This is a genomic window from Streptomyces sp. NPDC020983, assembly GCF_044333485.1.
Taxonomy (GTDB): Bacteria; Actinomycetota; Actinomycetes; order Streptomycetales; family Streptomycetaceae; genus Actinacidiphila.
The window spans coordinates 1-15754 of sequence record NZ_JBIRRA010000025.1; the positions used below are offsets into that span (position 1 = coordinate 1).

Below are 15754 nucleotides of genomic sequence, written 5' to 3' on the forward strand. Positions count from 1 at the left end.
TGAAGCTGGGCCTGTTCGTCGACAACGCCCGGCGCAGGGCCGACAAGCTGAGCGAACAGCGGCGCGCGGAACTCGACGCGCTAGGGATGCGCTGGGCAGGAAAGGGAGCGTGACGGGCGCGCGGGACGCCTGTACGGGCGGAGCTGGCGCCAGCGGCGACTGTCCTTCGTCGGCCAGGGCCGAAACATCGTCCGCCGCAAACGGACTGCGCGGCTGCGCTCGCAGAGCTCGCGCGCGTACCCCAATGGGGCGGTGGGGTAGTGAGGGGGTATGCGAAGACAGGGAGCGGGCGCGGGAGCAGCCGCGGGGGCCGCTGTGGTGGCTGTGGTGTTGGGACCGGTCACCGACCGGGCCGGCGCCGCGCTACCGCACTGGACGAGCAGCCCGTGGCTGGTGTGGCCGTCGTTCGCCGTGCTCATGGCGCTGGCCACGGTGCTGGGTGCTGCTTCCGTATCGCGTCCGGAGACGCCACATGTCGCCTCCGCGCCCGCACGTCCTCCCGTCCTGACCTCGCTGCGCCCGCCGCACCAGGACCTCGCGCGTGTGCGCGGCCGGGAGGCCGAACTCGCCCGGCTGACGACCCTGTTACGTCGGCCGGACCGCCGATTCGTAGTGCTCTGCGCCGCGGGCGGAACGGGCAAGACCACCGTCGCCGCTGCGCTCGCCGCGCAGGCCGCGGCCGACGGATACGCGGTTTTCTGGATCCGCTGGCGTTCCGCCGAGACCCTCGCCGACCAAATGGTCCGGGCGGCTCTGGCATGCGGTCTGCCGCACACCGCGTTGGCGGCGGCCCAGGCCGGGCACGACAGCCTGCCGGACGCCGTGTGGCGCCAGCTCGGCGCGGCGCGGCGCTGGCTGCTGGTGATCGACAACGCAGACGAGCCCGCGTGCATCGGCCCCGAGGGTGAACCGGTCGCGGATTACCGGGGCTGGATACGGCCGGACGGCCGCGGTCTGCTGCTCGTGACCAGCCGGGACGGCAGCCAACGCACCTGGGGCTCGGCCGCCGACCTCGTGCGGCTGGCCCCGTTGGACGGCACGGCGGGCGGGCAAGTGCTGCGGGACGCGGCACCTGCTGCCGGAACCGCGGCGGAAGCGGAGGCCCTGGCGGCACGCCTGGGCGGCCTCCCGCTCGCCCTGCGCGCCGCGGGTACCAGCCTGGCCGCCCCGACAGCACGGCTGCGTACCTTCGCCGCCTACCGTGCGGCGCTGGAAACCGAACTGCCGGCCCTCCTCGGCGCAGAGGGACCTGCGGGCCGTGGCCCGGACACGGTGCGGCAGGTGCTGCGTCACACCTGGGAGCTGTCGCTCGACCAGCTCGCCCGCGAGGGCCTGCCGCTGGCGCGCCCGCTGCTGCGCGTTCTCGCGCACTTCGCCGAGGCGCCGGTCCCGCTCGACGTAGTCACCCCCGAGTTGCTGACCGGGGTGCTGCCCTCCCCTGCGCCTGCGGTCACCCTGTCCGCCGTCGACCGGGCACTCGCCGGCCTGGAACGGCACGGACTGCTCGACCGGGCACCGGACGACGAACCGGTCGCGTACGGCAGTTCGTCGCCCGCCGTCGTCCTGCACCCGCTGATCAGGGAGGTGACGGCACTGGTCGCCGCCCGGTCCGGCACGTCACCAGGCACCGCGGATCATCGGCGGGCAGTTGCTGCGGCCCTGACCGCGGCAATCGTCCGGTTCGGCACCGCAGGAGCCGCCGGCTGGTCGACCGCCCGGCAGCTCGCCCCGCACGCCCCGGTGCTGCTCGCCGAGCCCGCCCTCTCCCCGTCCGACGAGGCCTGCGTGCTGATCGACCGGCTCGCCGACGTACTCGGCGACTCGGGTGACTACGCGCTCCAGCTCGACCTGCGCCAGATCGTCCTCATCCGCCGCCGCGGCGAACTCGGCGAGGACCACCCCGATACCCTCACCTCCCGCAACCACGAAGCGAACAGCCTCTACAGTCTGGGGAACTACGCCCGTGCCGCCGACCTGCACCGTGTGAACCTCGCCGACCGCACCCGCACCCTCGGACCCGACCACCAGGACACGCTGATCAGCCGCAGCAACCTCGGCTTCATGCTCCAGCACCTCGGCGAATTCGCCCGCGCGGCGGCACTGCACGAGAGCACGCTCGCCGACCGCACCCGCACTCTCGGACCCGACCACCCCCAGACCCTGACCAGCCGGGCGAACCTCGCCGACTGCCGTGCAGGGCTGGGTGACCACGCCACGGCCGCAACGCTCCATGCGCAGGTCACAGCCGACCGCACCCGCATCCTCGGACCCGACCACCAGCGGACTCTGGACAGCCGCTTCGGATTCGCGAACGCGGTAGCCGCATCGGGCGACGTACCTCGGGCCCTCAGCCTGCACGAGGCCGTCCTCACAGACCGCTCACAGGCACTGGGCCCCCAGCACCCGAACACCCTCGCCAGCCGCACTGCCATAGCCGCCGCCCTGCACCTCCTCGGAAACCACACACACGCCGCCGACCTGCACGAGCAGATCCTCGCCGACCGCACCCGCATCCTCGGACCCGATCACCCGGACACGCAGACAAGCCGGGAGGCACGCGACCGGTGCCGGGCAGAGGCCACGGGACGTCCCACCACCTGAACCCACAGGTGAGCAACCACCCCCATGACAGCCAACCAGCCACAAACACCGCGACAACGACGAACAGGCGAAACCTCTCGACCCGCGTGAGTAAGCACTCTCATGACAGCCAGTCGCCCCGACGCTGGTCACAAAGCAGCTGTGAGTACGCACCTCTGTGACAGCCCGCAGGACCGGCCCTGGTCGGACCACGGCAGCCGCCTGGTCACCTCGTGACAGCAGACCGGTTCACACAACCGCCTACCACCAGGCAATCAGCGCTTCCTAACGCTGACGCCCACCCGCTGCCACCAGGCTGCCTACTCACAGCGGGCGGCGGAGATCGAGGCGCGGCGCGAGGCCGGCCTGCCGGTCGGCTCCACCGCCGGGGCACTCACCCAGGAGCGCCGCGACGCGCTCGAGGCGATCGCCCCCTCCTGGTGCCCGGCCTGGCCGGTGGCCTGGCAGCGCTGCTACAAGCTCTGCCGGGCATCATCGAAGCCAGCGCCCCGCTCCCCACCGCCCCCGGGCAGACCACGCTCCAAGGCGAAGACCTCGGCGCGTGGGTCCAGGCACAGCGGCACGGCTGGGACCAGCTGCTACCCGCACAACAGTGGATGCTCGAACACATGCTCCACCTCACCCCCGCCAGCCCCAACGAACGGCCCCCAGCGCCCCGCACACAAGCCGACAAATGGGCGGCCAACATCCGGGCCGCCCGCCAGTTCCACACCCGCGAAGGCCACCTCCAGCCGTCCAGGAAGGCCGTGGAGGTCGTGGACGGGGTCGAATACAAGCTCGGGCTGTTCGTCGACAACGCCCGCCGCCGCGCCGACAAGCTCAGCGACGAGCGCCGCCAGGAACTCAACCAGCTGGGAATGCGCTGGTAGAGCCGCGGACTATTACGGCTGGACGCTCGGGCCGGTCACACTCCGGCGGAGGCCGTGGACGGCCAGCAGCTTCTATCCCCCGTACAGCGACTCGTACTGCAACTCCACGGTGACGCGGTGCGGACCAAGTGCCAGAAATCCCCGTGCGTGCGGCTGTCGTAGTCAGTCACCCAGAGGATGAACGCGTTGTAGCCGGCCGGTAGGATCGCACCGTCCTCAAAGGTACTGGCATGAGTCCGGTACGGGAACGAGGTTCGTATGACGTTGACCGCGTTCTCCGTCCAGCCCGCCAACGGCGGGCCATCAAGCACCAGACGGGTTGCCGTGATCACAGCAGGGCCCAGGCCTACGTTCTGCAGTCTGATTCCGGTAGTACCGTCCCGGGTCGCTCTCATAGTCAGGGCAGGCCGGACCGACATGCGACTGTGCCGTCGGGCCGCGCGCCCTTCGCTCACCGAGACGGCAAGGGCAAGGGCACCAATTCCCGTCGCACACACTGCCGTAACAGTGTCAGCGTCCATCTCCACCCCCTTATTCGCCGACACGTCCGGGGCTGACCTACGTCCACACGAACGTGCCCCAGGAGAACGTCTGCCATAGGAACAGACTTCTCCGACCGCTACCCCGGTTCCCACTCACGGGCCACAGCCACAGCCGATCCGCACGGTCGGGATCCGACCCGGAGCGTGCTGGCGGCGGCCGGCCCTTGTGCGCTGTGAGTAGGCACCTCCGTGACAGCCAGCCGAACCAGCCCTGGCCGGACCACGGTAGCCACCTGATCACCTCATGACAGCAGACCGGCCCACACGACTGCCTGCCACCAGGCAATCAGCACTTCCAGCCGCTGACGCCCGCTCACAGCCTGGCAGCGCTGCTACAAGCTGTGCCGGGGCCTCATCGAAGCCGGGCCCGGGCATCCCGTTGGGGACCCGGACCCGGCCCTTGTGCGCCGCCGTGGCTGCCCCGCTGACACAAGATGACCAACCAGGCCCGCCTGCTGCCACGAAGCCGCCACGCGGGCGTACAGCAGCCCTGCCAGGGCGGTCCCGGCTGGTCCCCTCGGGTCGTCCTCTGTGCCACATGTCCGATCTGGACGAAGGCTGCACTGTCCGGTGCGATGACCGGCGCGGTGGAGGATCGACCTGCGCGGTGGGCTGCACAGCTGGTCAATGTGATCCTGCATTTTCGTTGGCCGGTGGGCGGCATGATGCGTGGCATGGATCAGGGGGATGCAGCTGTGTGGGCTGCTGCACTGGGGATCACAGGAACGCTCGCGGGGGCACTCGGAGGCGCGCTCGTCCAAGGCCGGGTAACCCGGCGACAGGTACGGGACCAGGAAGCCGTCGACGTCAGGCACCGGTTGCGGGAGGAGCGGCAGGCCGCATTCGCGGCTGTCCTCGATCGGTGCAGCGAGGTCGAGGCCACCTTCGGCCCGATCGTCGTTGCTCGTGCCCAGCCGGAGTGGGATGACGACGCTGACCATCAGGAGCTTTGGGCTCCCACCAACGCCGCCTTGCACACACTTCAGCGAGCTGTGACAGCGGTGGCTATCACCGGCCCGGACCTCATGGCCGACTTGGCCTCTGCCATCCACGAAGAGGTACTGGCGAAAGCGAACGCGATGCGTCTTCCTGCCACGGACCTTGCGCAGCGCGTCCGCATGTTCGCAGAACACAGCACGGCGCTGGAACAGGCGCAGCACGACTTCAGCCAGGAGGCCAGGACCGTGCTTGCCACTCCGTTCCACTAGGTGTATCGATCACGAGCGTTGTTGACACGCGGGTCTTGATCATGGCGAAGACCTCCGGCGTGGTGGAGCTGTATGACGAGCAACAACTGACACTCTCGTGCAGACCATCAACCGCCCGGTAGTGGACCTGCCGGAGGGTGACTCCGCCGTCGTGTTCCACGACGATGGCGCGGGCCTGCTCGACGACCTGCGACCACCGGATCCGGCTCACACAGGTACGTGTACGTGTACCCGGCGCCGTCGGCGAGCATCCGGATGGCCGAGGGAATGGACCGGTGGCCCGGACGGTCCGGGCGGCCTGCTGTCGCCGGACGGACCTGCTCCAGCCTGCCGCAGAAGGGCCGGAGAGCGGCACGAGGCAGGAGCCGGTGACACCGCAGCGGCGCCGCGACACCGGCCGCCGCGTCACAGGGCCGGCGGCCGCAGGGTCACACCACCAGTGACAGCAGCATCACGAAGGCCATCGCGACGACCGAGATCACCGTCTCCATCACCGACCAGGTCTTGAGCGTCTGCGGCACGTCCATCCCGAAGTATTCCTTCACCAGCCAGAAGCCGGCGTCGTTGACGTGCGAGAAGAACAGCGACCCGGCGCCGACCGACAGCACCAGCAGCGCGGTGTGCGTCGAGGACATGCCCTCGGCCAGCGGCGCCGCCAGCCCCGCGGCCGAGATGATGGCCACCGTCGCGGAACCGGTCGCGACCCGGATCAGCACCGCGATCAGCCAGGCGAGCAGCAGCGCGCTGATGTGCCAGTCCTTGGACCAGTCCAGGATCATCTGGCCGACGCCGCAGTCGATCAGCGTCTGCTTGAAGCCGCCGCCCGCGCCGACGATCAGCAGGATGCCGGCGATCGGCCCGAGCGACCGGTCGACGGTGGTGGAGATGCGCTCCTTGCTGAAGCCCGCGGCGCGGCCGAGCGTGAACATCGCGACCATCACCGCGGCCAGCAGCGCGATCAGCGGGGTGCCGATGACGTCGAGGATCCGGTAGGCCAGGCTGCCCTGGTCGTCGATCGCCACGTCGGCCAGCGCCTTGGCCAGCATCAGCACCACGGGCAGCAGCATCGTGGACACCGTCGCGGCGAAGCTGGGCCGCCGCTCCAGGTCGTCGGAGGCGCGCGAGGGCGTCATGCGCTCCGGCGGCGCCACGTCCACCCACGTCGCGGCCACCCGGCCGAAGAGCGGGCCCGCGATGGCCAGGGTCGGCAGCGCGACGAGCACGCCGAGCGCGAGCGTGATGCCCATGTCCGCGTGGATCGTGCTGATCGCGGCCAGCGGTCCGGGGTGCGGCGGCACCAGGCCGTGCATCACCGACAGGCCGGCGAGCGCCGGTATGCCCAGCCGGATCAGGGACTGCCCGCTGCGCCGGGCGACGAGCAGCACCACCGGGATCAGGATGACGATGCCGATCTCGAAGAAGAGCGGCAGCCCGACCAGGCCCGCGATCAGCGCCATCGCCCACGGCAGCCGCTTCTCGCTCGTCCTGGCGAGGATGGTGTCCACGATCTGGTCGGCGCCGCCGGAGTCGGCCAGCAGCTTGCCGAGTATCGCGCCCAGGGCGATCAGCGTGCCGACGCTCGCCACCGTCGAGCCCAGGCCGGTGGAGTAGCTCGTGACGGTCTTGGCCAGCGGAGCGCCCGCGACCGTGCCGAGCACGCCCGCGCCGATGGTCAGGGCGAGGAAGGCGTGCACCTTCCAGCGCGTGATGAGCAGGACGATGGCGGCGATGCCGGCCAGTGCCGCGACGGCGAGGCGGGCGTTGCCGGCGTCGGCGATCGGCGGGGGTGCGGCGGCGGCCAGCAGCTCGACGCTGAGTGCGGACACGGGGTGCTCCAAACGGGACGGGGGTGACGAGGGGGCGGTGACGGGACGGAGGTGCCGAGGGGGACGGTGACGGGAGAGGCCCCGCGGACGCGGCGGCGCGCAGGCGCGGGGCCGCGGTCAGTGCGGCACGGCGGCCAGCGCGCGCTCGGCGACCTGCTGCGAGCCGCCGTCGATCTGGACGACGGCGCCCGCTTCGTCGGACGCCAGCGGCTCCAGCGCCTCGAACTGCGAGTCGAGAAGGCCCGGCGGCATGAAGTGCTGCATGCGCGCGGCCAGCCGGGCGGCGATCAGCTCCTGGGGGCCGTCCAGGTGCAGGAAGAAGACCCCGGGTGCGGCGGCGCGCAGCCGCTCGCGGTAGCGGCGGCGCAACGCCGAGCAGCTGACGACGCCGCCGCGGTCGCCGCGGTCGGCGACCCACCCGGCTATGGCGTCGAGCCACGGCGCACGGTCCGCGTCGTCCAGCGGGTGACCGGCCGCCATCTTGGCGATGTTGGCCGCCGGGTGGAAGTCGTCGGCCTCGGCGTACTCCACCCCCAGCCGCTCGGCGAGCAGGCCGCCGACCGTCGACTTGCCGGAGCCGGAGACTCCCATGACCACGATCACCGGCCGCGGTGCGGGTCCAGCCGTCATAGCTCGTGCCTTCCTTTGTACGGATGCGCGCCGGCGCAGCAGCCCGGCGCGGGCCGTACGGCGGTGTGCCGTCCCCCTGAATCGGCTACTGCCGGACACCGACCGACCGGCATTGACCAACACTGAACACCTTAGGTACTACTTATTCAAGTCAACGTGATCTAAACGTCATACATCTGTGCCAGCCCTTACGCTGTCGTCATGCGACAGCAGGAACCGCGCCCGCAGCGCGAGGAGCGCCCGGTCCCGCCCCGCCGGTCGGAGGAGGGGGGCGGCCTGCACTCGCGCGTGCTGGACGAACTCGGCCCGGCCATCGCGTCCGGCGAGCACCCGCCGGGCACCGTGCTGCGCATCGACGAGCTCGAAGCCCGCTACGGCGTCTCCCGCACGGTGGTGCGCGAGGCGGTGCGGGTACTGGAGGCGATGCACCTGGTCGAGACCCGGCGCAGGGTCGGCGTGACGGTCCGCGGCGCCGCGGAGTGGAACGTCTTCGACCCCGCCGTCATCCGCTGGCGCCTCGCCGGCCCCGACCGCTCCCGCCAGCTGCGCTCGCTGACCATGCTGCGCACCGCCGTCGAACCGGTCGCCGCGGGCCTGGCCGCGGGCGCCGCGACCCCCGGGCAGTGCCGCGAACTGACCGTGCTGGCCGCCGAAATGGCCGCCGCGGGCCGCGCCGCCGACCTGGACGCGTACCTGGTCCACGACATCGCCTTCCACCGCGTGGTGCTCACCGCGTCCGGCAACGAGATGTTCGCCCGCCTCGGCGACGTCGTCGCGGAGGTCCTGACCGGGCGCACCGAACACCATGTGATGTTCACTGCCCCCGATCCGGCCGCCGTCACCTTGCACGTCCGGGTCGCGGAAGCCGTACGCGCCAGAGACGCGGGCGCCGCCGAGACGCTGATGCGCGAGATCTGCGTCGGGGCCCTGCACGAGCTGGACGTCCTGGCCCCCTGAACCCCGTGCCGACCCCCGTGCCGGCCCGGGTCCGGCGCACACCGTGACGCGTCACCGGCCGCGCGCCCCACCGTCCGGCCGTGGGATTCACCGTCCGGCCGCGCGCCTCACCACACCACCGCGGCACCGAACAGCACGAGCCCCACCACGCAGGCCGCCACCGCCAGGGCGGAACCTCGGCGCAGCAGCACCGGCCGCGCCGCGCCGAACTGCCCGATCCTGCGGTGCGCCGGCCACAGGAAGGCCAGGAGGACCAGCACGGCCAGCCCCACCGCGAACGCCCCTCGGCTCCGCCGCCGAGCAGCGCCCGGCGCGCCGGGTCGGTCACAACGTGTCGAGGAGGCCGAGGTGTTCGCCGCGCAGTTACCCGAGACGGCAGCCCACCTGTGTGAAGACGAGGTCACCGAGCACATCCTGGAGCAGTCCGACGAGCGCCCCGATCCGTCCGCGGCGGCGCCCGTGCTGCGGATGCGGGCCCGCGACCGATTTCCGGCAGGCCGCAACCTTGTGGCCGGTCCGGCGCACTGGAAGGTCGAGAGGGTCCACACGGGTGGGCCGGGACAGGGGTGGGCATGAGGCAGGCCGACGCGGACGCCGCCGTGCGCGCCTTCGTCGAGGGCAGGCGCACCGCGTTGCTCCGCAGCGCATGGCTGCTGTGCGGCAACCGCGACGAGGCCGAGGACCTGGTGCAGTCGACACTGGTCAAGGTCGTCCTCGGCGGGCGGCGTCTGGAGTACATCGACAACCTCGAGGCGTACGCCCGCAGAACTCTCGTGAACACCTTCATCGCCTCCCGCCGCCGCTTCTGGTGGCGCGAGCACGCGTACGGCGAGCTGCCCGAGGGCGTGCAGCCCCTCACTGGCGAGGACGCCGACACGGGACTGGTGGTGCGTGCAGCGCTGGCCCGGCTGGGGCCCAAGCAACGCGCCGTGCTCGCCGCGCTGGCGGTTATCTCAAGCTCGCCGATCAAGCAGGGCTGTGACCTGGGCTGTCAGGTCAAGGACACTGTCTTCGACCTGGCCGCGTGACGCCCTGGAAGCCTGGTCAGCACGGGCCGATCGTTACGAAGTGCGACGCGGTGACTGACTTCAGGGCCTGTGCGTTGACGGCGCTCTTCGAAAACGGTTCTGGCCGCAGTTCCGTGAAAACCCAGGTCGCCGGTGCATAGCCGGGTCGGTCACGGAATCCAACCGGCAACCACCCGCTCCGCCACCGAGAAGTCCGTCGCGCAGTCTGGGCAGGCGGCTCGTCCGAATAGGTACGGAATGCCGTGAGCCAGGCTCTCCTGCCCGTCCTCCATCGCTCGCGTGAACAACCTCTGCGGCAGCCCGTCCAAGTCTTGGGTTCGCACCGGTTGGAGGGGCGACTTCTCCATCTCTTGCAACGCGTAGTCATCGCTGCAGCAGAAGTAGCCGTCCTGTCCGAGCACGACGAACATGTTGACGCCGCAGTGCGGGCAGTCGACCTCGTACTCCCCGGTCTGCAGACCGTCCAGGCAGCGATCCCAGGTCTCGACGCCCTCGAAAGAGAGCAGGGCCTGCAGCAGGTTCACGTACTCCTCGGCCTCGACCGCCCGGCTCAGCCGGCGATCGGTGAGACGGTGCAGAACCCCGATCGGGGCCGAGTAGACCGCCAGAGGGCTGTCGGGCTCCCACAGCCCGGGCGAACAAGCAGCTATCGCCCCGGCTGCCAGCAGCACCCAGACCAGATCCTCCGGCCCGCAGGCGCCCGCAATCTCGGCCAGCCGTGGAAGAGCCGCGTAGCTGGCAGGGAAGGCTGTTTCCAGCTGCGGACATAGATGGTCCATCATCTCGGACCACACACCACTCGGATCGGCCTCGAAACGGTCCAGGAGACCAGGCACGTGTTCCGCGGAACCGCACGCGTCGGTGAGCGTCGACCAATCCGTCATGCGTTCATCCAACCAGGTGGCTCCGGATGGACTGCACCAGGTCAACCAATCCGGAGTCCTTCACGGAACTGCAGTCAGAACCAATTCAAAGAGCGCCATCAGCGTGCGGATGCCCGCTGGTCACCGAGCGCGTGAGCGAGCTGCCGACGCAGACGCTGGTTCTCTTCTGTGAGTTGTCGGTTCCGTTCCAGGGCCGCCTCCAGGCGTGCGTGCAGTGACGCATCGGAGGAGCGCTCAGCTGCGGGAATCGGCGGCGACGGGGAACGCCGAGTCGCGTCGCGGAACCGTTCGATCTCGGCTCGGATGTCAGGTTGGCCATAGAGCCAGGAACGTGAGATGCCAGCGCGCCGGGCGACGCCATCGAAGGACACCGGGGCTCCGGTGCGGTCGAGTTCTCGCAGGGCCTGGATGGCCTTGGCGCGCGTCAACTCGTGCCGCTTTCGGGCAGCAGCAACGAGTGGTCCGATGTTGGGCTCAGGAGGCATCGGCCGCCGCCTCACCGGTATCCGCCTGGCCGTCGTCTTCGAGTGACGTAATGATCTTCCCCAGGTTATCGGCGACCTGTCGGTTCATCTCCACGAGCCGTTTCTGCCCTCGGCACACTCCGAGACCAGGCCTAGGGCCTGTTGCGGAAGTGCTGGTCACTGTCTGGTTGCTCGTGCGGTGGTTGTGAGTGCAGCCTGTATTGCCCAGCCAGCTGGAGATGGCGCCGTGGGCGGGCGGTACTCTGCAGTCGCCCTGCCCGTTGGAGAGTCAAGGTGTCATGACATTCGTTGAGCGGCCATCAGACGCGGAAATACTGGCCGCGCTGCCCGAGCTCGCGTCTTTCGGCCGGGAGGCTGTCCTACTCAATCCTGCACGTGGCCACCCGGGGGTGAGAGACAGCTCCATCGGCGGCCCGCTGCTTTGGCCTGCCGATGAGCCGTGGCCGGTCTGCTCCGAACCTGACGAGGAGGAGCCGTCAGGCGTTCCGGCGGTCGCGATGGTGCCGGTCGCGCAGATCTACGCTCGGGACGTACCGGGTCCGTGGTGGCCGGCCGGGATGGATCTCCTGCAGGTGCTGTGGTGCCCCAACGAGCATTGGGACGCGCCGGCGAACCAGGCCGACGTCAGCCCGATCGTGGAATTGCGCTGGCGACAGGTGGCCGATGTGGATGAGCACCTTGTGGGCCCTCCCCACCCGGTACGCCACTACGAGTTCGGCTACCTCCCGGAGCCGTGCATGTTCACAACCAAGCGGCTGATTGACTTCCCATACCGTGAGGAACTCCCCGTCGACCTCCAGCCGCGCTTGCGGCGGTTGATCGAGGAGACCGACGACGAGGGCAAGGACACCATCACCCGTCTCTCGGGCTGGAGCTGGGAGGCTGGCCCACCTGGCACTTGTCACAGCCGACGGCGATCACCTGCGAGGCGTGCGGAGTGGTGATGCCGCTTGTGTTCACCATCGCGAGCGATGACGAGTCCGCGGTGGTAGTCGGACGGTGGGGCGAGTTGAGGATCTTCGCCTGTCAGACGGATCACTGTCACCCTTTTCACGTCGATCTTCATTAGGCCGAGCTGTGAAATCGCTGTTCACAGCCATTCGTTGATGGCCGCGACCAGCAGTGTCGCTTCATAGCGGACGGCGAGTTTGTCGTACCTCGTGGCGACGGCCCGGTGTCGCTTGATGCGGTTGATCCCGCACTCGACCGCGTGTCGCTGCTTGTAGTCCTCTTTGTCGAACTTCGGCGGCCGTCCACCACGCGATCCGCGTTTGAGGCGGTTGCGGACCCGGTCCTCCGGGATCGGGATCGTGGCCTTGATCCCACGTCTGCGCAGGTAGGAGCGGTTGTCGCGGGAGTCGTACGCCTTGTCGGCCCGCACCCGATCCGGCCGCTTTCGCGGCCTGCCCAGCCCCAGCCTCGGCACCCGGATGGCTTCCAGGACCGCTTCGAACTGCGGGGAGTCGCCGCACTGGCCGGCCGTGATCACGATGGACAAGGGCTTTTGTCCGTGCTCGACTGCGAGGTGGATCTTGCTGGTCAGTCCGCCACGGGAGCGCCCGAGGGCGTGGTCGGCTGGCTCGACGAAGACGCCGCCGGGCGGTTCCTTCTGGAGATCCCCCTTTTCGCCGCGCCTGCGGCGTGCTGGTGGGCCCGGCAAACTGTGGAGTCGACGCTCACGTCCCAGGTGATCAGGCCCTTGGCGTCAGCGTCAGCCTGGAGCCGGGTGAGGATCTTCGCCCAGGTGCCGTCGCGCTGCCACCGCCGAAACAAATCGTAGACACGGTCCCAGGGTCCGCAACGCTCCGGCACGTCACGCCAGAGAGCACCCGTCCGGGTCCGCCACCGTATGCCGTCTATCAGCTGCCGCCGCGTCCACACCGGCGGACGGCCCACCTTGATGCCCTGCGGCAGCAACGGCTCAAGCCGGGCCCACTGGCCATTCGTCAGATCACCACGCCCCACAAGACATGATCATGAACGAACAAAATCCACTTTCACAACAGGCCCTAGTGCCGTATCAGTCAACGTTTGCCCCTGTAGTCGGTGGCGCGTCGGTCGGATTCGCTGCGCCGCTGGCGTGACCATGGCAGCCTGCGCGGGCGTGGCCGATCGTGCCCGGGCGACCGGTCGCCGGGCGTCATCGTCTCCGGCCTGGCCGCCCGGATAATCAACTCGCCGCGTCAGCGGGAATACCGATTTAATCCCACCATGCGCATGACCTCAGAGACCGTCGTTGACGGCATCCGTGAACAGCTCTTCGCTATCGGGGACATCCCCGGGGTGCTCTGGACGCCTGCCGAGGGCTCCGGTCCCCGTCCGCTGGTCTTGATCGGGCACGGCGGCGGCCAGCACAAGAAGGGATGGGAGGTCGTCTCCCGAGCCTTCCCCTACGTCACCTCCTGCGGCTTCGCGGTCGCCGCCATCGACGCGCCCGGTACCGGCGACAGGCCGGAGCACCCAGAGATCCGGCGGCTCGTCGCGGTCATCGACGAACGAAAGGCGGCAGGCGAGCCCGCCGGCCCAGAATGGCCCGCCCTCTGCGAAGTCGTAGCGTCGCAGCTCATACCCGACTGGCAAACCACCCTCGATGCACTCCAGAAACTGGACTCCGTCGGCGACAGCCAGCCCGTCGGGTATTACGGCCTGTCCGCTGCCGGTGAGACGGGCATCCGCCTCGTCGCGGCCGAACCTCGGATCAAGGCTGCGGTCCTCGGCCTCATCGCAAGCGACTGGCTCACCGACACCGCGGCACGGATCACCGTCCCGGTCGAGTACGTTCTGCAGTGGGACGATGAAGGGCATCCGCGGGACTCCGTCATGAAGCTGTTCGACGCACTCGGCTCCGCCGAGAAGACCCTGCACGCCAACCCCGGCGGCCACTTTCAAATCCCGTCCTTCGAAATCGACAGCTCGATCCGGTTCTTCGCCCGGCACCTGGGCAGCCCTGGCACCGCGAGCAGCTCCTGACACCACCGGCGCGACGCCGACGTGCGGTCTGCCGCCCAGCGCCGTGCCGCTCCCACCGCGGTCACGCCTATGGCGCAGCAATTCCGGCCGACGCACCGCCGACTTCAAGGCAAACGTTGCCTGATACGGCACTAGGGCCTGCCTGAAGTCGTGATCAACAGGTGAGATGCCACCTGGCACGATGCCCTCATGAATGCCGATGAATCGCGGGAATCCGTGCCAACTGTCACCGTGAGGCTGTGGCGCGCCGATGCCATCGTGCTGTTCGACTGGCTGATGAGCACCGACCTGAACGCTGTACCGATCACGCACCCGGCTCAGAAGCAGGCGCTCGCGGACCTGCTGTCGCGGTTCGAGTGGGCATGCGATGTAGACATCACGGATTCCACCGCGCCAGAGATCGCCGCGGCCCAGGAAGAGGTGGCCAAGGACATGGGCTGGTAGACGTCTGGGATGGCGCGTAGAGAACTCACGGACCCGGAGTGGGAGTTGATCGGCCCGTTCCTGCCGATAGGCAGGTCCGGCCCGTATCCGGAGCATCTTCGGGAGCAGCTCGAGGGCGCGATCTGGAAGTTCCGCTCGGGTGCCCAGTGGCGTGAGATGCGTCCTCGGTGGCAGCCTGGTGGTGGCACCGACCCGGGCGGTTCGAGGCGGGGCAGGACGAGTTACCCGGGGCGCGCGCCACGCGGAGGCCCTGGCGCCGCAGCAGGAAACGCGCCAGGTAAGGCAAGACCGCCGCGCCATTTCGTCACAGCCCGGTCACAGCGCCCACACAGCGCCACCACATCTGCCACCCTCAACCCCGCCACAGACCACCACCAAGGGGGAAGAGCGTGCGCACCCGCACAACCACGATCATCATCGGCATAACGGCCGCAGCAGGCCTGCTCTGCCTGACCGCCTGCGACCCGAGCACCAGCCACACCGCCACCGGCACCAAAACCAACCCCTCCAGCACCGTCGGCGCCACAGGCACCTCCGCGGCAGCACCACCCGCGAAGCCCAAGACCGCCACCGTGCCCGACCTCGTCGGGAAGGGGCTCCAGACCGCCCAGGACACCGCCCAGGCAGCCGGGTTCTACAACCTCACGTCCCACGACTCCCTCGGGCGGGACCGCATGCAGGTCCTCGACCGCGACTGGCAGGTCTGCACCCAGACCCCCGCCGCCGGCACCACCGCGCCGGTCGACACCAAGCTCGACTTCGGCGCCGTGAAACTCACCGAGAAGTGCCCCGCCGGCGGGGACCAGAAGCCGCCCGCGAAGGCCGGATCGACCATGCCGAACTACGTCGGCAAGGGGCTGGCCGCCGCCCGGTCCAGCCTCCCCAGCAGCGCGTCGATCACCACAACGGACGCCACCGGCGACCGGATGATCCTGCTGGAGTCCAACTGGAAGATCTGCACCCAGGACCCCAAGGCGGGCGCCCCGTACACCGGGCAGCCCGTCACGTTCACCGCGGTGAAGACCGACGAGACCTGCCCCTGAGCACGCCGCGGCCACGCGTGCCCAGTCGGCCTCGAACGCCGGCACCCACCGGCCCGCGCGGCGGTCGGCGCGCAGCGCCTCCAGCAGCTGCGCGGCAGCCGCCGGAGCCGGGGGCGTGGCCGGGGGCAGGACGTGGTCGGGAGTCGCGCTCATCGAGGCCTCCGGAGAGGGGCGTCGCGGGCCTGCTGCCACGGTAGCGGCGCCGACCGGCTCCCCGGGCGCCCTTGCCGCAACGGGCAGCCCACCGGGCGGGCGCGGTCAGCACGA

At 69.8% G+C, this 15754-nt stretch carries 16 protein-coding genes and 1 pseudogene; 11 read left to right on the forward strand and 6 right to left on the reverse strand.

Going from position 1 to position 15754, the window contains the following annotated elements; all coding sequences use genetic code 11:
* The first annotated feature begins 327 nt into the window (after nucleotides 1-327).
* From ACH4SE_RS34885 to ACH4SE_RS34895, 3 genes are all read left to right on the forward strand, one after another.
* A complete protein-coding gene (locus ACH4SE_RS34885; RefSeq protein ID WP_398547593.1) occupies nucleotides 328-2601 on the forward strand; it encodes a tetratricopeptide repeat protein in 2274 nt (757 codons plus the stop codon).
* A gap of 608 nt (nucleotides 2602-3209) precedes the next feature.
* Nucleotides 3210-3470, forward strand: coding sequence for a helicase associated domain-containing protein (locus tag ACH4SE_RS34890; protein WP_398547594.1), 261 nt, complete (start codon nucleotides 3210-3212; stop codon nucleotides 3468-3470).
* A gap of 1117 nt (nucleotides 3471-4587) precedes the next feature.
* The gene (locus tag ACH4SE_RS34895; RefSeq protein WP_398547595.1) at nucleotides 4588-5220 is read left to right on the forward strand and encodes a hypothetical protein; all 633 of its coding nucleotides are present in this window, start codon (nucleotides 4588-4590) and stop codon (nucleotides 5218-5220) included.
* Nucleotides 5221-5648: 428 nt separating this feature from the next.
* Here the strand turns inward: ACH4SE_RS34895 and ACH4SE_RS34900 are convergent, their stop codons facing one another.
* Complete coding sequence (locus ACH4SE_RS34900; protein WP_398547596.1) at nucleotides 5649-7046, reverse strand: GntP family permease; 1398 nt, start codon at nucleotides 7044-7046, stop codon at nucleotides 5649-5651.
* Nucleotides 7047-7163: 117 nt separating this feature from the next.
* Nucleotides 7164-7676 (reverse strand): gluconokinase, encoded by a 513-nt coding sequence (locus ACH4SE_RS34905; protein WP_398547597.1) that lies wholly within the window; start codon nucleotides 7674-7676, stop codon nucleotides 7164-7166.
* A gap of 201 nt (nucleotides 7677-7877) precedes the next feature.
* Between ACH4SE_RS34905 and ACH4SE_RS34910 the strand changes: the two genes are divergently transcribed.
* Entirely contained in the window at nucleotides 7878-8633 is a 756-nt protein-coding gene (locus ACH4SE_RS34910; RefSeq protein ID WP_398547598.1) for a FadR/GntR family transcriptional regulator, read from the forward strand.
* Between the two features lie 107 nt (nucleotides 8634-8740).
* On the opposite strand, the gene ACH4SE_RS34915 is transcribed toward ACH4SE_RS34910, so the two are convergent.
* On the reverse strand, nucleotides 8741-8905 hold the full coding sequence (locus tag ACH4SE_RS34915; protein WP_398547599.1) for a hypothetical protein: 165 nt from the start codon (nucleotides 8903-8905) through the stop codon (nucleotides 8741-8743).
* A 76-nt stretch (nucleotides 8906-8981) separates the two neighbouring features.
* Here ACH4SE_RS34915 and ACH4SE_RS34920 point away from each other — a divergent pair, with 76 nt between their 5' ends.
* Both ACH4SE_RS34920 and ACH4SE_RS34925 read left to right on the forward strand, forming a co-directional pair.
* Entirely contained in the window at nucleotides 8982-9209 is a 228-nt protein-coding gene (locus tag ACH4SE_RS34920; protein WP_398547600.1) for a hypothetical protein, read from the forward strand.
* Complete coding sequence (locus ACH4SE_RS34925) at nucleotides 9206-9661, forward strand: sigma factor (RefSeq protein WP_398547601.1); 456 nt, start codon at nucleotides 9206-9208, stop codon at nucleotides 9659-9661. The genes ACH4SE_RS34920 and ACH4SE_RS34925 overlap by 4 nt, the downstream gene beginning before the upstream one ends.
* A gap of 149 nt (nucleotides 9662-9810) precedes the next feature.
* Here ACH4SE_RS34925 and ACH4SE_RS34930 read toward each other — a convergent pair whose 3' ends face one another.
* Both ACH4SE_RS34930 and ACH4SE_RS34935 read right to left on the reverse strand, forming a co-directional pair.
* Nucleotides 9811-10545 carry a hypothetical protein gene (locus ACH4SE_RS34930; protein ID WP_398547602.1) on the reverse strand — a complete coding sequence of 245 codons (735 nt, stop codon included), beginning with the start codon at nucleotides 10543-10545 and terminating at the stop codon, nucleotides 9811-9813.
* Between the two features lie 98 nt (nucleotides 10546-10643).
* A complete protein-coding gene (locus ACH4SE_RS34935) occupies nucleotides 10644-11030 on the reverse strand; it encodes a DUF6262 family protein (RefSeq protein ID WP_398547603.1) in 387 nt (128 codons plus the stop codon).
* 278 nt (nucleotides 11031-11308) lie between these two features.
* Between ACH4SE_RS34935 and ACH4SE_RS34940 the strand changes: the two genes are divergently transcribed.
* Complete coding sequence (locus ACH4SE_RS34940; protein ID WP_398547604.1) at nucleotides 11309-11974, forward strand: hypothetical protein; 666 nt, start codon at nucleotides 11309-11311, stop codon at nucleotides 11972-11974.
* 146 nt (nucleotides 11975-12120) lie between these two features.
* On the opposite strand, the gene ACH4SE_RS34945 is transcribed toward ACH4SE_RS34940, so the two are convergent.
* Nucleotides 12121-12995 (reverse strand): IS5 family transposase gene (locus ACH4SE_RS34945; protein ID WP_398547605.1). Its coding sequence is split into 2 segments (ribosomal slippage): nucleotides 12121-12602 and nucleotides 12602-12995, totalling 876 coding nucleotides; the frame shifts between segments, so codons are not numbered across the junction.
* A gap of 246 nt (nucleotides 12996-13241) precedes the next feature.
* Here ACH4SE_RS34945 and ACH4SE_RS34950 point away from each other — a divergent pair.
* The 4 genes and pseudogenes from ACH4SE_RS34950 to ACH4SE_RS34965 all read left to right on the forward strand — a co-directional run bounded on the left by ACH4SE_RS34950 (nucleotide 13242) and on the right by ACH4SE_RS34965 (nucleotide 15487).
* The gene (locus ACH4SE_RS34950; RefSeq protein WP_398547606.1) at nucleotides 13242-14000 is read left to right on the forward strand and encodes an alpha/beta hydrolase; all 759 of its coding nucleotides are present in this window, start codon (nucleotides 13242-13244) and stop codon (nucleotides 13998-14000) included.
* A 189-nt stretch (nucleotides 14001-14189) separates the two neighbouring features.
* Complete coding sequence (locus ACH4SE_RS34955) at nucleotides 14190-14444, forward strand: hypothetical protein (protein WP_398547607.1); 255 nt, start codon at nucleotides 14190-14192, stop codon at nucleotides 14442-14444.
* A gap of 9 nt (nucleotides 14445-14453) precedes the next feature.
* Nucleotides 14454-14621 (forward strand): annotated as a pseudogene (locus tag ACH4SE_RS34960) (transposase); the annotation flags it as partial.
* Nucleotides 14622-14833: 212 nt separating this feature from the next.
* Nucleotides 14834-15487: a hypothetical protein gene (locus ACH4SE_RS34965; protein WP_398547608.1), complete on the forward strand. Its 654-nt coding sequence runs from the start codon at nucleotides 14834-14836 to the stop codon at nucleotides 15485-15487.
* Nucleotides 15488-15754 lie beyond the last annotated feature (267 nt).

Excerpts from the sequence above, each read along its gene's own strand:
- ACH4SE_RS34890 (WP_398547594.1), top strand. The coding sequence starts at position 3,210 with ATGCTCCACCTCACCCCCGCCAGCCCCAACGAACGGCCCCCAGCGCCC.
- ACH4SE_RS34895 (WP_398547595.1), top strand. The coding sequence starts at position 4,588 with ATGACCGGCGCGGTGGAGGATCGACCTGCGCGGTGGGCTGCACAGCTG.
- ACH4SE_RS34905 (WP_398547597.1), bottom strand. The coding sequence starts at position 7,676 with ATGACGGCTGGACCCGCACCGCGGCCGGTGATCGTGGTCATGGGAGTC.
- ACH4SE_RS34910 (WP_398547598.1), top strand. The coding sequence starts at position 7,878 with ATGCGACAGCAGGAACCGCGCCCGCAGCGCGAGGAGCGCCCGGTCCCG.
- ACH4SE_RS34925 (WP_398547601.1), top strand. The coding sequence starts at position 9,206 with ATGAGGCAGGCCGACGCGGACGCCGCCGTGCGCGCCTTCGTCGAGGGC.
- ACH4SE_RS34930 (WP_398547602.1), bottom strand. The coding sequence starts at position 10,545 with ATGACGGATTGGTCGACGCTCACCGACGCGTGCGGTTCCGCGGAACAC.
- ACH4SE_RS34935 (WP_398547603.1), bottom strand. The coding sequence starts at position 11,030 with ATGCCTCCTGAGCCCAACATCGGACCACTCGTTGCTGCTGCCCGAAAG.
- ACH4SE_RS34940 (WP_398547604.1), top strand. The coding sequence starts at position 11,309 with ATGACATTCGTTGAGCGGCCATCAGACGCGGAAATACTGGCCGCGCTG.
- ACH4SE_RS34950 (WP_398547606.1), top strand. The coding sequence starts at position 13,242 with ATGCGCATGACCTCAGAGACCGTCGTTGACGGCATCCGTGAACAGCTC.
- ACH4SE_RS34955 (WP_398547607.1), top strand. The coding sequence starts at position 14,190 with ATGAATGCCGATGAATCGCGGGAATCCGTGCCAACTGTCACCGTGAGG.